Consider the following 13,366-nt stretch of genomic DNA (forward strand, 5'->3'; position numbering starts at 1 on the left):
GCCGGTGGGCCGGACACGCCCACCCGCACTAAACTCGTTGAGGTCAACCCCCTCCCGACGACAAGGACCTCATGAGCGACACCGACTCCGACCGGCCGCGACGCGCTCTGGAACCCTTGGACGACGACCTCACCGACGACGCAGCGACAAGCGCGGCGAGCCCCTCGCGAGGATGGGCGCCGGCCGACACCTTGCCGGAGGATGAGGTGTCGGCCCCGGACGACCAGCCGGAGGTGAGCACGCCGATTCCGCCGCCGGCACCCACCCTGCCCGAGCCGCTGCAACCGGCCCCGGTGGGGCGCCGATTCTCGGCCGAGCCGGTGTCCGAAGACGCCGTGGCCGGCGCACCCCGCCGCTCGGCCGCCAGCGTGAGTTCACCCCCGTGGGTCGATGAGCCCTTCGCAACCAGCGCGGTGACTCCCGACGCCGTGACCGAGACGTCCGTCCTCGCCGAACCGGACGGCACCGCAGGTCACCCTCGGCGCCGACTGATCCTCATCACGGCTGCCGTGGTCGCGGCGGCCGTGGCGCTGAGCCTGGTTTTCTGGCGGGCCCGGCCCGGTGGCAGCACCGAGAACCCGCCGGTCACCTCGACCGGCCCGGCGGACAGCGTCAGCGTCAGCCCCAGTCCGGCTGGCCTCGACGCGGCCCAACTGCTGGTGGCCGACGACCTGACCGACCTGCGCAAGTCGACCCGTTGGACCGAGGCCGCGGACCCGACCGGTGCGGCACCAACGCCCGCGTGCGTCGAGCTGTCGTCCACCGGCGGCGCCGCCCCCGACACCGAGGCGAGCCGGCGCTTCACCGCCGACCGGGACGGCGGCGTGCTGGTGCAGGTCGCCCAGGCCATGGCCGACGAGCCGGCAGCGACCACCGCCTACCAGGCCCTGCTCAGCCAGGCGGCTAGCTGTTCCGACGCTCAGTTGCTGGCCGTCTACCGCATCGACGGCCTGGCCGACTCGGCCACGGCGCTTACCGTCGCACTCACTGACGGCACCCAGCACACCCTGCTGATCACCCGCACCGGCCGGTTCGTCGGCGTGACGGACGCGTCCGTCACCGAAACTCCCGTCGTGGGCGCAGGGGCGCTCAGCAGCACCATCGCGACGTCGCTCGCCAGGCAGTGCGGCATCGCCACCGGCACCTGCCCGACGACCCCGAAGGCGTCCGCAACGCTGCCTCCGGCGACCGACCCGGTCGGCTGGCTGGCGTGGGTGGACGTACCGCTACTGACCCCAGGCGAGGGCAAGTGGACCGCCACGGACGCCGCGGCGCCCAACCTGGTCGGCAGCCAGTGCGAGGACGTCGACCTGAACAAGCTGCCCGGAACCACCGAGGCCGCGCACCGCACCTATCTGCTCACCGACGACTCCAAGGCCCCCGAAGGCTTCGGCATCGACCAGGCCATCTACACCTTCAGTAAGGCCTCGGCGGCCACCGCGATGGCGAAAACGCTGACCGACAACTTCGCCGAATGCGGCGACCGCACCCTCACTGCGAAGGTACAGACCGCCGACGTGTCGGCCGTGGGCGAAGGCTCCAAGAAGCTGGAGGGCAAGAGCTATGTGGTCACTCAGCGGATCAGCGACAGCAAGACCGTGACGTTCCGGGTGGGTGTTGTCGCCGTCGGCACTCGGCTGGTGTACCTGCTGGCCAACCCGTCGGCGAACTTCGACTTCACCGATGCCGCCTGGAAAGCGCTGGTCGGCCGGGCGGCCCAGCGGGCCACCCAGTTCGCCTGAGGTCGCTCCCGCTGGCACTGCCGCGACGTTTCCGGGTTTCAGCGTCGTTTCCGTGGTTTGAACCACGGAAACGACGCTGAAACCCGGAAACGTGGGGTTGGGGTTAGGTCGGGTTAGGTACGGGGCTCCATGATCGCGCGCACCAGTGCGGCGGTTTCGCTGGGGGTGCGGCCCACCTTGACCCCGGCGGCCTCCAGTGCGGCCTGCTTGGCCTGGGCGGTGCCCTTGGAGCCCGACACGATCGCACCGGCGTGGCCCATCGTCTTGCCCTCAGGGGCGGTGAACCCGGCGACATAGCCGGCCACGGGCTTGGTGACGTGCTCGGCGATATAGGCGGCCGCCCGCTCCTCGGCGTCGCCGCCGATCTCGCCGATCATCACGATGCAGTCGGTTTCGGGGTCGTTCTCGAACGCTTCGAGGGCGTCGATGTGGGTGGTGCCGATGATCGGGTCGCCGCCGATGCCCACCGCACTCGAGAAGCCGATGTCGGCCAGCTCGAACATCATCTGGTAGGTCAGCGTGCCCGACTTGCTGACCAGGCCGATCCGGCCCGGACGAGGAGCGATGCTGGCCGGAATGATGCCCACGTTGGAATGTCCGGGGCTGATCAGGCCCGGGCAGTTGGGGCCGATCAGCCGGGTGGTGCCGCTGGAGGACGCATAGGCGTAGAACTCGGCGGTGTCTTTGACCGGAACGCCCTCGGTGATCACCACCACCAACTCGATGCCGGCGTCGACGGCCTCGAACACCGCCCTCTTGGTAAAGGCCGCCGGCACGAAGATCACCGACACGTTGGCGCCGGTGGCCGCGCGGGCCTCGGCGACCGAGTCGTAGACCAGCACCGGGTCTTCTTCAAAGGTAACCGTTTGCCCGCCCTTGCCGGGCGTGACACCCCCGACGATGCGGGTGCCCGAGCTGATCATCCGCTGGGTGTGCTTGCGACCCTCGGAGCCGGTCATGCCCTGCACGAGCACCTTGGAGTTCTGGTCCAACCAGATCGTCATGAGCGTCGTCCCTCTCAGTTCTTGCTGGCCAGTTCGGCGGCCTTGCGGGCGGCCGAGTCCATCGTGAGTTCCATCGTGACCAGCGGGTGGGCGGCTTCGGCCAGAATGTGCCGGCCGATCTCGACCGCGTTGCCGTCGAGCCGCACCACGATCGGTTTGGTCGCCTTCTCGCCCAGCATGCCGAGCGCGGCGATGATGCCCTTGGCCACCTCGGAGCAGGCGGTGATGCCGCCGAACACGTTGACGAAAACCACCTTCACCTGGGGGTCGGAGAGAATGATGTCGAGCCCGTCGGCCATCACCTGCGCCGACGCGCCGCCGCCGATGTCGAGGAAGTTGGCCGGGGTGGGGCTGCCGGGGAACTCCTTGCCCGCGCCGGCGACCACGTCGAGGGTGCTCATCACCAGACCGGCCCCGTTGCCGATGATGCCGACGCTGCCGTCGAGCTTCACGTAGTTGAGGCCGCGCTCGCGGGCCCGGATCTCGAGCGGGTCGTCGCGCGACTCGTCGCTGAGCACGTCCCAGTCGGGGTGCCGGAAAGATGCGTTCGCGTCGAGCGACACCTTGCCGTCCAGCGCCAGGATTGTGCCGTCACCGGTCTTCACCAGCGGGTTGACCTCGACCAGGGTGGCGTCGTTGTCGCGGTACACCTCGCCCAGCAGCACCAGTACCCCCGCCACTGCGGCCCGATCGGCCTCGGCGAAGCCGGCGGCCGCCACGATCTCGTCGGCTTTGGCAGCGTCGAGCCCGGCGATCGGGTCGACCTCGACCTTGGCCAGGGCCTCCGGACGCTCCTCGGCCAGCGTCTCGATGTCCATGCCGCCCTCGACCGAGCACATCGCCAGGTAGCTGCGGTTGGCCCGGTCGAGCAGCAGGCTGAAGTAGTACTCCTCGGCGATGTCGGCACCCTCAGTGACCATCACCTGCTCGACGATGTGGCCCTTGATGTCGAGGCCGAGAATCTCGGACGCCTTCTGCCGCGCCTCTTCGGGGCTGCGAGCCAACTTCACCCCGCCCGCCTTGCCGCGGCCACCGACCTTCACCTGCGCCTTGACCACCACCACGGGGGTGGCGAGCGTCCGTGCGGCCTGCTCGGCCTCCTCGGGCGTGCGGGCCACGATGCCCCGCAGTACCGGTACCCCTTGGGCCTCGAAAAGATCCCTTGCCTGGTACTCGAAAAGATCCACTGCCTGCTCCATCCTTCCGGGCCTCACCGCCCGCTCGGCACCCGGGTCACGATAGTCGGCCCGCACGACGATCCGCATCCCGCGGCCGGGCCTGTCGCCAACTGGTGGACGAAACCAGTGCCGTCGCGGCGTCACGGAGCCCTGAACGCCCGGAGACTGCCGGATCGACCGGCAAGATCGGCGGGACGTCCGCCGTGACGAGGACCAGGGACGGGGGCCAGAGGCAGCGGCCCGACGTGAGGGCCCGACGTGGGGGCCAGAGGTGGGGCATCCCTGGCCCAACCGTTCGATTCTGAGAAACTCCCTAAGAAATGCTAAGGTGCTGACAGGTTTCCGGTTCTCGGATGACCGACCAACGTTGCAGTACTGGAGGAGAGACCCGCGTGCGCCCACCTGAGGCTCGGCCCGCAGCGACCGACACCATGGGGTCCCGACTCCTTCGCAGAGGTGTCGCGGCGCTCGCCATCGGCTCCCTCGGCCTCGGCATGACGCACCTGACCAGCCGCCCGTCGTCGGCCGCACCGGTTCCACAGCCGACCGTTGCCGGCGTCAACGCCGCCGCGATGGACGCCCGCGACCAGGACGTCAGCCGTGACGCCGCCCGCGGCATCGCCCCGCAGGCACTGGCACAGGCCCGCAGCCAGGCGCTGGCCCAGACCGCCGCAGAACTCGCTGCCGGACGCAAGTCGGAGGCACTCGAAACGCGCACCGAGGCGCTCGACACCAACGCCGAGCAGATCAACGAACAGTCGAAGCTGCTCAACGACCGGTCGAACTTTCTGATGCCGACCGCGGGCAAATTCGGCTCGGGGTTCGGCATGCGGCTGCACCCGATTCTGCATTACTACCGCATGCACAACGGCCAAGACATCGGCGGCGCCTGCGGCCAGCCGATCTGGGCCGCTCAGAGCGGCACCGTCATCAAGGTGGCCACCGGCGGTTACAACGGGGGCTCGGGCCATAACGTGCGCATCGACGGCGGCACCGTCGGCGGCGTCGAACTCGAGACCGCCTACCTGCACATGGACACGATCGCGGTGAAGGTCGGCCAGCGAGTGCATAAGGGCGAACTGCTCGGCACCGTGGGCAACACCGGCATTTCGACCGCCTGCCATCTGCACTTCTCGGTGTACGTCAACGGCAAGGCCGTCGACCCGGCGCCCTACCTGAAGAACGCCGGCTGACCCCAAGCTCACCGAGCAACGGGTTCGCCGTGCGTGGGGGGCACGCCGATTTTCGCTGGTCGAGGTTGTCGAGAACCTCGCACCGGGCGCTCTGGCCCGGAGATTCGCCGATCTTCCCGCCCCACGGCGGCCCCGAAGGGCACTTGGTCGCTGACCCGAAGATTCGCCGAAACCCCTCCCTGCCGATCCGCGCGCGAAGCCGCGGTCCATGGCTGGCAAAGGGTTTCGAGGTAGCTCAACCAGCGGTGGTTGCGTTGCTCAGCCGTCTCGTGCCCATGGCCATGACCTGAGGTCTCGCCACGCTCGACCGGCGTTCGCGCTCAGAGCTTCTCCATCGGCGCGTGCTTCAGGCTGAGACGCTTCAGCCCGCTGCTGCCGAAGTCGACGTCGGCCTTGGCTAGGTCGCCCGCTCCACTGGTGGCCAGCACCGTGCCCATGCCGAACACCGTGTGCAGCACCCGATCGCCGGGCTGCACCGATGGCACGGTCTTGGCCAGTGCCGGCTTCGACCCGAACCCGACCGTGTTGCGCCAGGCCTGCTCGGTGCGGGCCTTTGCGCGTGAGGCGAAGCCCACCTGCGCCGCGCCGAGCCGCCGCCAGTCGAACAGGTGCTGGGGAATCTCTTCGGTGAACCGACTGGGCGGGTTGTACTGCGGGGTTCCCCACAGCGTGCGGACCACAGCCCGGCTCAGGTACAGCCGCTGCCGCGCCCGGGTGATGCCCACATAGGCGAGTCGACGCTCCTCCTGCAGTTCGTCGGCATCGGTGAGCGCGCGCTGGTGGGGAAAGATGCCGTCCTCGAAGCCGGTCAGAAAGACCACCGGAAACTCCAGGCCCTTCGCGGTGTGCAGGGTCATCAGGGTGACCACGCCGGTGCCCTCGCCCTCGCCATCGGCGTCCGGAATCTGATCGGAGTCGGCGACCAGCGCGATCCGCTCCAGAAATGCCGGCAGCGAATCGTCCGGTTCGGGGGCCGCGGCAGCCAGCTCGCCGCCCTCCGGCGGCAGGTCAACGGCGTGGGCGGCGGCGACGAACTCCTGGGCCACCGCGACCAGCTCGATCAGGTTCTCCAGCCGGGTGGCGTCCTGCGGGTCGTCGGAGTTCTTCAGCTCGTCGATGTAGCCGGACTTCTCCAGAATCGAGGTGAGGACCGTGTCGGCGGCGGCGCCGTCGCCCATCATCGCCCGATGCTCGGCCAGCATGCTCGCGAACGACTGAATCTGGGTGAGCGATCGAGTGGCCAGCCCCGGGGCCTCGGACGCCCGGGCCAGCGCGGCCCCGAACGGAATCCGCTCGGCCGCCGCCAACACTTCGATCGCCGCCTCGGCGCGCTCACCGATGCCCCGCCGAGGGACGTTCAGGATGCGCCGCACCGATACGTCGTCGGCCGGGTTCGCGATCGAGCGCAGGTAGGCGATCGCGTCGCGCACCTCGCGCCGCTCGTAGAACCGGACGCCGCCGACCACCCGGTACGGCATGCCGACCCGAATGAACACCTCTTCGAAGGCCCGCGACTGGGCGTTGGTGCGGTAGAAAACCGCCACGTCAGCGGGTTTGGCATGCCCGGCGTCGCTGAGCCGGTCGATCTCGTCGGCGACGAACTGCGCCTCGTCATGCTCGGTGTCGGCCACCCAGCCGACGATTCGCTCACCGTCGCCGGCCTCAGACCAGAGCCGCTTCTGCGGACGCCCCGAGTTGCGGGTGATCACCGCGTTGGCGGCGTTCAGAATGGTCTGGGTGGAGCGGTAGTTCTGCTCCAACACGATGGTGGTGGCGCCCGGGAAGTCGGCCTCGAAGGCCAAGATGTTGCGGATCGTCGCACCCCGGAAGGCGTAGATCGACTGGTCGGAGTCGCCGACCACCATCAGCTCGGGCGGCTCGACCCCAACCATGCCCTCGGGCACCGGCAGGTCGGCGCACAGCTCACGGACCAGGGCGTATTGGGCGTGGTTGGTGTCTTGGTACTCGTCGACCAGCACGTGCCGAAACCGCCGCCGGTACTGCTCGCGCAGGTCGGGGTACGCCTGCAGTAGGTGCACGGTGGTCATGATCAGGTCGTCGAAGTCGAGGGCGTTCGCCCTGGTCAGCCGTCCTTGATAGTCCCGGTACGCCTCGGCGTACACCTTTTCGGCGTCGGTCGCGGCGCGGGCAGCGGCGGTCTCGTGATCAACCAGTTCGTTCTTGCAATTGCTCACCCAGTTCAACACTGTGCGAACCGGGTACCGCTTGGGGTCGACCTCGGCGTCACGCAGCACCAGGGTCATCAGCCGCTTGGCGTCGGTGTCGTCGTAGATCGAGAACGTGCGGCTGATGCCGAACCGGTGAATGTCGGCACGCAGCATGCGCACACACGCCGAGTGAAAGGTGGAGACCCACATCAGCTTGGCCCGGTTGCCGACCATATCGACCACCCGGTGCCGCATCTCGGCAGCGGCCTTGTTGGTGAACGTGATGGCCAGGATCGACCCAGGGTGCACCTGCCGGAAGCTGACCAGGTGGGCGATCCGGCGGGTCAGCACCCGGGTCTTGCCCGAACCGGCGCCGGCCACCACCAGCACCGGTCCCCCGGCATGCAGCACCGCCTCGCGTTGCGGCGGATTCAGCTCGGACAGCAGTTCGGCCTCGGTGATCCGCTGGCGTCGCGCGCCCCCCTCGCCGGCGCGCGGGGACGCCGGCGCCTCCGCCCCACCGGCGGACGCGGACGGCTCGGTGGAGAAGTTGAACAGGTCCGGGAACAGGGTGTCGGTCATCGCGTCCCAACCTTAAGCGCTCGATCCGACATTGCAGAGTGACTCACTCCACAGGGTGCCCGTCAGGCCTGTCGACAGGTCGGTTTCGCACACTTCTACCAGGGCCCCTGCCCAGACCCGGACGCGGAGGGCGCCCGCACCCCAACTGCCGGGCGAGTTCATCACGCCACCCGACCAGCCGCTTGGTCGTCCACGAAGCGTCACCCCCTATCCACCCCACTGTGCACATTGTGCTACGTTTGCCCACATGACCAGCGTGGCCAGCCGCGAGCTCCGCAATCACACCGCTGCCGTGCTACGCCGGGTAAGCGAGGGGGCAGACGTGACGGTCACCGTCAACGGGCTTCCGGTCGCATTGATCACCCGCCCTCGGAGTCAGCGTCCGATCGTGTTGACACGGGACGAACTCGCCGGACTGCAGGCTCGCGCCGCGTCCGATCACCGGTTGCGCGCCGACCTCGCCTGGATCTCCGGTGACACCACCGACGACCTGGGCAATCCGGCGTGACTCCGACCCGTGGACTGGCCGACACGAGTGTTTTCGTCGCGATGGAGAGCGGGCGTCGGTTGCACCAGGACCGGCTACCCGACGAGTTGCGGGTATCGGTCATTACCTTGGCCGAGTTGGAAGCCGGGGTTCTGGCCGCACAGACCCTTGCCGACCGTTCCACGCGACTAGCGACACTGGAGCGAGTCGCCGCGGTCGAGCCGCTGCCTGTGGACATCGTTGCTACGGCGGCATGGGCTCGGCTACGGGTCGAAGTCCATCAAGCCGGACGCCGGGTCAACGTCAATGACCTCTGGATCGCCGCTGTGGCAATCGCGAACGACCTACCCGTGGTGAGTCAGGACGACGACTTCGCAGTGCTCGCCGAATTGGGCCTGCTTACGGTGATCAACGTCTGAGTCGAGACCCGGCCGCCGCCCGCTCATTGAGTTCGTCGAAGTGACTCGTCCCAGGGATCGCGAAGGGTCTCGACCAGCGACGAGCAGCTCGACCGCCGTCGCTCAGACCAGCCGGCGATCCGTGGCCCACCGGGTCAACTGGTGCCGGTTCGACAACTGCAGTTTGCGCAGCACGCTGGACACGTGGGTCTCGACGGTCTTGATCGAGATGAACAGTTCGCGGGCGATCTCTTTGTAGGCGTACCCGCGGGCAATCAGCCGCATCACCTCGCGTTCGCGCTGCGACAGCCGATCGAGCTCTTCGTCGACCTCGGCGATGTCGATCGAACCCGAGAAGGCGTCCAGCACGAACCCGGCCAGGCGGGGCGAGAACACCGCATCGCCCTCGGCCACCCGGGCGATGGCGTCGACCAGCTCGTCGGCCGAGATCGACTTGGTGACATAGCCGCGCGCACCGCCCCGGATCACGCCGATCACATCCTCGGCCGCATCGCTGACGCTGAGCGCCAGGAACCTGATCTCGGGTTCGACCGCATGCACCTGCTTGAGCACCTCGACCCCGCCCCCGCCGGGCAGGTGCACGTCGAGCAGCACCACGTCCGGCTGGGCCTTGAGCACGGCCGCTACCGCCGTCGGCACGTCCTCGCCCTCGCCGACGATCTGCACCCGGGCACCGATGTCGTGCTTGACGCCGCTGCGGAACATGGCATGGTCGTCCACGATCACCACCCGGTGGGCCGCGGTCGGTGTGGTCTGCTCGGTCATCGCTTCATCTCCAGTCGTACCTCGGTGCCCTCGCCGGGGGCACTTCTGATCGTTGCATTGCCGCCGGAGCGCCGCAATCGCTCGACGATCGAGCCACGCACACCCATCCGGTCGGCGGGAATCTCCTCCAGCACGAAACCGCTACCGCGGTCGCGCACGAAGACCTCGATGGTGTCGTGGTCCACCTCGGCGTACACGTCGACCTTGGCCACCCCGGCATGCTTGGCGGCGTTCACCATGGCCTCGCGGGCCGCCTGAACCAGCGGCCGCAGGTCAGCGGCCAGCTCGCGATCGCCGACCACCACGATGTCGACGTCGACCCCGTGATCGTCCTCGACCTCGGCGGCGGAGTCCACCAGCGCCGCCTTCACCGTCGCGGCCTCGGACGTCTCGCCGTACAGCCAGGCCCGCAACTCGCGTTCTTGGCGCCGGGCCAGGGTCGCCACCGCCTTGGGATCGGACGCCTGGCGCTGGATCAGCGCCAGGGTCTGCAGCACCGAGTCGTGCAGGTGGGCGGCCATGTCGGCCCGGGCGTCGGCGAGCATTTTCTCTTCGCGAATGGTGGCCAGCGAGCGCCGCACCCGAATGATCCAAGGCGCCGCCGCCAGTAGCAGCCCCAGCACCGCCAGGCCCAGCACGACCAACGTCCGCATGCCCTCCGGCAGCGGCGGCAGCGCCATCACGGTCAGGCCCACTGCCGTGCCCAGCCCGAACAACCCGATCAAAATCCGGACGATCCGCGACCAGTGCGCAATCAGCGGCGCGAACCAGCGACGCCAGCCGGTCAGTCCCGTCATCGACCGGTTGGGAATGTGGTCGGCCTGCCACCAGATCAGCATGAGCCCGGGTACGCCGGCCAGCGCCGGCCACAGTGCCGGTGCCGGAGCTCCGAGCCCCGCCGCCTCCACGAACCAGAGCAGGCCGGCGCCCAGTAGCATCACCGCCGACATCACGCCCAGATCGGCCGGCACTCGGTGGCCGTCCGGAACTGTACGCAGGCCGCCGCGGCTGGCTGCTTCGATGCCGGGAGCCTGCGGCGCCTCGGACGCCAGTGGCAGTGCCAGCCACAGCACCAGGTAGACGCCCACGCCGAGGCCCATGCTGGCGCTGAGCAGCACGAAACCGAGCCGCAACACCAGCACCGGCCAGTTCAGGTGGGCGGCCAGCCCGCTGCACACCCCGGCCAGCCAGGCGGTGTCGAGGCGCCGGTCCGCACGCCGCGAAACGGGCTGCGCAGGCACGGGCGAGACGGTCACAGCACCAAGCCTCACACGCCGCAGCGGGGCCGACCAATGCTTTGGGGGTCGCTTCAGGGGTCTTCCCAGTTGGCCCGGCGCTGGTCGCCGACCAAAGTGGCTGGCATGGAACTCACCCCGCTGCGCCGCGCCCGCTCCGGCGCCGTGTTGGGTGGCGTCTGCTCGGCCCTGGCCCACCGCTGGCAGGTCGACCCCACCATCGTGCGGATCGCCATGGTGCTGCTGTCGCTGATCGGCGGTCTGGGCGTCGCACTCTACGTGGGTGCGGTACTGCTGGTACCGCGCGAGGGCTCGACCCAACTTCCACTCAACCGCCTCGCCCCCTTCACCCACACCTGGTCCCCGGCGGCCACGATCGGGGCCGTGGTCGGGCTGGGCGCACTGATCACCGTGCTGATCGGATCGTGGCTGCCGTTCGGTATCGCCCCCGCCGTCGGCCTCGGCTTTCTGTGGTATTTCGGCTTCTACCGCCGGCACCGCCTGCAACCGCCCGCGGGCAGCCGCCCCCCCGAGGCTGCGCAATCACCCGCCCCGCTGCCTAAGCGTCCGGTCGAGCCGATGACCGATTTCGAGCGGGCTGGCCGCCGAATGGCAGCAGCGGGTCGCCCAGGAGCGCCACGACCGGGGCGTCGCCGGCCCCACCCCGGCGACGCCCCCGTGGCCCGCGGCGCACCCCAACCCGATCGAGCCCCTGGACGTTCCGCGGCTGGTCGAGTACCGGGCCACACCGGGCGCTACCCGCCCCCACCCGGTGAACCCGACCCACCCGGCAGGCGCGGCCGACCCCGCGAACCTCGATCCGCCCAGCCTCCGCCACTCAGCGAGTGTCATCGACCCGCTGCGCTCCCCCGAGCCGGACCCCGCACCCCTGCCCCCCGCGCAGCAATGGACGCCGCCGCCGGCCCGCACCCACCGGACGCGTCCCCGCTGGTTGTGGCCGTTGGTGCTGTGTCTGGTCGGCGCCGGGCTGGCCACCCTCGGCGTGCTGTCGGCCGTCACCGGGGTGCAGGTTCCCCCCGTGGGCTACGCCGGAACGGTGCTCGCCGGGCTGGGCGTCGGCCTGTTGATCGCGGCCTGCGCGGGCCGTCCGCGCGGGTTGCTGCCGCTGTCGGTGATCGCTGGCCTGGCCACGGTGCTGATGCTGCTGCCGACACCCCGGGTGGGGCCGGTCGGCGACGACACGTTCAGCTACCTGACGCTGGCACAGTTGCCCACCTCACAAAGCCACGGCGCGGGTGACGTCACCCTCGACCTGTCCGGGCTGGCGATCACCGAGACCCGGCGGTTCGAGTTCGACAGCGGGCTGGGCGACGTCTCGCTCACCCTGCCAGCCACCGGCAACGTGGTGGTGGACTGGAAGATCGGCCTCGGCGAGTACACCGGCCCCGACGGCCACCGCGAAGGCTTCGGCCTCGACGGCAGCTACCAGCGCATCACCGACCCCACCGCCCCGACGCTGACCCTGGTGGTCAGAACCGGCGCCGGACACCTGCGGGTGACCTCGTGAAGCGCATCGATGTGGCGGCGCTCAACGTCGGCCTGGTCTGCTGCGGCATCGCCCTGCTGGCGCTGTGCGCCACCTTCGGCGCCGTCGACTGGAAACTCGTCTCGATCATCGCCCCGCTGGGCCTGGTCGTGATCGGCCTGATCGGCCTCCTGCTGTCTCGTAAACCTCAGAAAGGAAAACCATGAACGGCAAATCCCTGACCCGTTCCACCACCGACAAATTCCTTGGCGGCGTGTGTGGCGGATTGGCCCGTTTTCTCAACCTCGACTCGGGCTTGGTGCGCATCATCACCGTGCTGGTCGCGATCTTCACCCAGGTCGGCGGGATCGCCTACCTGGTGCTCTGGGCCGTGCTGCCCACCGATTCGAGCAGCCGCACCGGCCTCGACGAGGTGAAGGACGCCTTCGGCAACCGCAACACCCCACCGGCCGCCGATCGTCCGACCCAGAACCCGGACGACCTGCGCTGATTTTTTCGCTGGTCGAGCCTGTCGAGACCCGACGGACGAGGCTTTGATCAACCCGACCAGCGCTGGTTGAGCGTGTCGAAACCCCTTGCCACAGTGGCAAGTCCGGGGTCTCGACACGCTCGACCGGCTGGCCATGGGGGCGTCTCGATGTACCGGTCGCCGTCGGGGCCATGCACCCGCTGATCGGCAAGTACGACGGTGGGGTGCCGCACATGCACGGCCGCAACGTGGAGTTGCCGCACACCGCCAAGCAACCCGAGGTCGAGTCGGCCGAGAGGCTGGTGCGGCCGGCCCACCAGCACGAGGGCGAGCTGGACGTGATCGCCATCGGCCCGCTGACCAACCTGGCCCTGGCCCAGGACCCGTCGATCGTGCACCGGGTGCATCAGGTGGTGATCATGGGCGGGGCGGCACTGGTGCCAGGCAACCTGACCCCGGTCGCCGAGGCGAACATCGGCAACGACACCGAGGCCGCATAGCTGGTGCTGCAGGCACCGTGGCAGGTCGTGCTGGTGCCGTTGGACGGAACTCTCGAGCACGTTTTCGAAGAGTCCGACCGGCTGGCCTTGCAGGCATCAGACCCGGCCCTGAACCGG

The 13,366-nt window shown here is 69.2% G+C and carries 15 protein-coding genes; 9 read left to right on the forward strand and 6 right to left on the reverse strand.

What is annotated here, in order from left to right; all coding sequences use genetic code 11:
• Positions 1-71: 71 nt before the first annotated feature.
• Positions 72-1,742, forward strand: a complete 1,671-nt coding sequence (locus tag QM721_RS10895; protein WP_415121821.1) for a hypothetical protein — start codon at positions 72-74, stop codon at positions 1,740-1,742.
• A gap of 113 nt (positions 1,743-1,855) precedes the next feature.
• Here QM721_RS10895 and sucD read toward each other — a convergent pair whose 3' ends face one another.
• Entirely contained in the window at positions 1,856-2,746 is an 891-nt protein-coding gene (gene sucD / locus QM721_RS10900) for a succinate--CoA ligase subunit alpha (RefSeq protein WP_415121823.1), read from the reverse strand.
• Positions 2,747-2,760: 14 nt separating this feature from the next.
• Positions 2,761-3,933: an ADP-forming succinate--CoA ligase subunit beta gene (gene sucC, locus QM721_RS10905; RefSeq protein ID WP_415121825.1), complete on the reverse strand. Its 1,173-nt coding sequence runs from the start codon at positions 3,931-3,933 to the stop codon at positions 2,761-2,763.
• Positions 3,934-4,355: 422 nt separating this feature from the next.
• Between sucC and QM721_RS10910 the strand changes: the two genes are divergently transcribed.
• Positions 4,356-5,117 (forward strand): M23 family metallopeptidase, encoded by a 762-nt coding sequence (locus QM721_RS10910; protein WP_415121827.1) that lies wholly within the window; start codon positions 4,356-4,358, stop codon positions 5,115-5,117.
• Between the two features lie 320 nt (positions 5,118-5,437).
• Here QM721_RS10910 and pcrA read toward each other — a convergent pair whose 3' ends face one another.
• The gene (gene pcrA, locus QM721_RS10915; RefSeq protein WP_415121829.1) at positions 5,438-7,867 is read right to left on the reverse strand and encodes a DNA helicase PcrA; all 2,430 of its coding nucleotides are present in this window, start codon (positions 7,865-7,867) and stop codon (positions 5,438-5,440) included.
• A gap of 247 nt (positions 7,868-8,114) precedes the next feature.
• Between pcrA and QM721_RS10920 the strand changes: the two genes are divergently transcribed.
• A complete protein-coding gene (locus QM721_RS10920) occupies positions 8,115-8,375 on the forward strand; it encodes a type II toxin-antitoxin system Phd/YefM family antitoxin (protein ID WP_415121831.1) in 261 nt (86 codons plus the stop codon).
• On the forward strand, positions 8,372-8,773 hold the full coding sequence (locus QM721_RS10925; RefSeq protein WP_415121833.1) for a type II toxin-antitoxin system VapC family toxin: 402 nt from the start codon (positions 8,372-8,374) through the stop codon (positions 8,771-8,773). Before QM721_RS10920 ends, QM721_RS10925 begins: the two co-directional genes overlap by 4 nt.
• Positions 8,774-8,875: 102 nt before the next feature.
• On the opposite strand, the gene QM721_RS10930 is transcribed toward QM721_RS10925, so the two are convergent.
• The 3 genes from QM721_RS10930 to QM721_RS10940 are packed head-to-tail and all read right to left on the reverse strand — an operon-like array spanning position 8,876 to position 11,009.
• On the reverse strand, positions 8,876-9,538 hold the full coding sequence (locus tag QM721_RS10930; protein WP_415121835.1) for a LuxR C-terminal-related transcriptional regulator: 663 nt from the start codon (positions 9,536-9,538) through the stop codon (positions 8,876-8,878).
• Positions 9,535-10,794, reverse strand: coding sequence for a PspC domain-containing protein (locus tag QM721_RS10935; protein WP_415121837.1), 1,260 nt, complete (start codon positions 10,792-10,794; stop codon positions 9,535-9,537). Before QM721_RS10935 ends, QM721_RS10930 begins: the two co-directional genes overlap by 4 nt.
• A gap of 53 nt (positions 10,795-10,847) precedes the next feature.
• A complete protein-coding gene (locus QM721_RS10940; RefSeq protein ID WP_415122088.1) occupies positions 10,848-11,009 on the reverse strand; it encodes a hypothetical protein in 162 nt (53 codons plus the stop codon).
• On the opposite strand from QM721_RS10940, the gene QM721_RS10945 reads away from it, so the two are divergent.
• The 5 genes from QM721_RS10945 to QM721_RS10965 all read left to right on the forward strand — a co-directional run bounded on the left by QM721_RS10945 (position 10,939) and on the right by QM721_RS10965 (position 13,249).
• The gene (locus QM721_RS10945) at positions 10,939-12,033 is read left to right on the forward strand and encodes a PspC domain-containing protein (protein WP_415122082.1); all 1,095 of its coding nucleotides are present in this window, start codon (positions 10,939-10,941) and stop codon (positions 12,031-12,033) included. The genes QM721_RS10940 and QM721_RS10945 overlap by 71 nt on opposite strands.
• On the forward strand, positions 12,002-12,301 hold the full coding sequence (locus QM721_RS10950; RefSeq protein ID WP_415121839.1) for a hypothetical protein: 300 nt from the start codon (positions 12,002-12,004) through the stop codon (positions 12,299-12,301). Before QM721_RS10945 ends, QM721_RS10950 begins: the two co-directional genes overlap by 32 nt.
• Positions 12,298-12,486, forward strand: a complete 189-nt coding sequence (locus tag QM721_RS10955; RefSeq protein ID WP_415121841.1) for a hypothetical protein — start codon at positions 12,298-12,300, stop codon at positions 12,484-12,486. The genes QM721_RS10950 and QM721_RS10955 overlap by 4 nt, the downstream gene beginning before the upstream one ends.
• Entirely contained in the window at positions 12,483-12,770 is a 288-nt protein-coding gene (locus QM721_RS10960; RefSeq protein WP_415121843.1) for a PspC domain-containing protein, read from the forward strand. Before QM721_RS10955 ends, QM721_RS10960 begins: the two co-directional genes overlap by 4 nt.
• A gap of 62 nt (positions 12,771-12,832) precedes the next feature.
• Positions 12,833-13,249 (forward strand): nucleoside hydrolase, encoded by a 417-nt coding sequence (locus tag QM721_RS10965; RefSeq protein ID WP_415122084.1) that lies wholly within the window; start codon positions 12,833-12,835, stop codon positions 13,247-13,249.
• Positions 13,250-13,366 lie beyond the last annotated feature (117 nt).

It is taken from the genome of Micropruina sp. (genome assembly GCF_047602085.1).
In the GTDB taxonomy this organism is placed as follows: domain Bacteria; phylum Actinomycetota; class Actinomycetes; order Propionibacteriales; family Propionibacteriaceae; genus Micropruina.

Bases quoted from the DNA above. Each gene is read 5' to 3' on its own strand.
- QM721_RS10940 (WP_415122088.1), bottom strand. From the start codon at position 11,009: ATGGCGATCCGCACGATGGTGGGGTCGACCTGCCAGCGGTGGGCCAGG.
- pcrA (WP_415121829.1), bottom strand. From the start codon at position 7,867: ATGACCGACACCCTGTTCCCGGACCTGTTCAACTTCTCCACCGAGCCG.
- QM721_RS10920 (WP_415121831.1), top strand. From the start codon at position 8,115: ATGACCAGCGTGGCCAGCCGCGAGCTCCGCAATCACACCGCTGCCGTG.
- sucD (WP_415121823.1), bottom strand. From the start codon at position 2,746: ATGACGATCTGGTTGGACCAGAACTCCAAGGTGCTCGTGCAGGGCATG.
- QM721_RS10960 (WP_415121843.1), top strand. From the start codon at position 12,483: ATGAACGGCAAATCCCTGACCCGTTCCACCACCGACAAATTCCTTGGC.
- QM721_RS10930 (WP_415121835.1), bottom strand. From the start codon at position 9,538: ATGACCGAGCAGACCACACCGACCGCGGCCCACCGGGTGGTGATCGTG.
- QM721_RS10910 (WP_415121827.1), top strand. From the start codon at position 4,356: ATGGGGTCCCGACTCCTTCGCAGAGGTGTCGCGGCGCTCGCCATCGGC.
- QM721_RS10895 (WP_415121821.1), top strand. From the start codon at position 72: ATGAGCGACACCGACTCCGACCGGCCGCGACGCGCTCTGGAACCCTTG.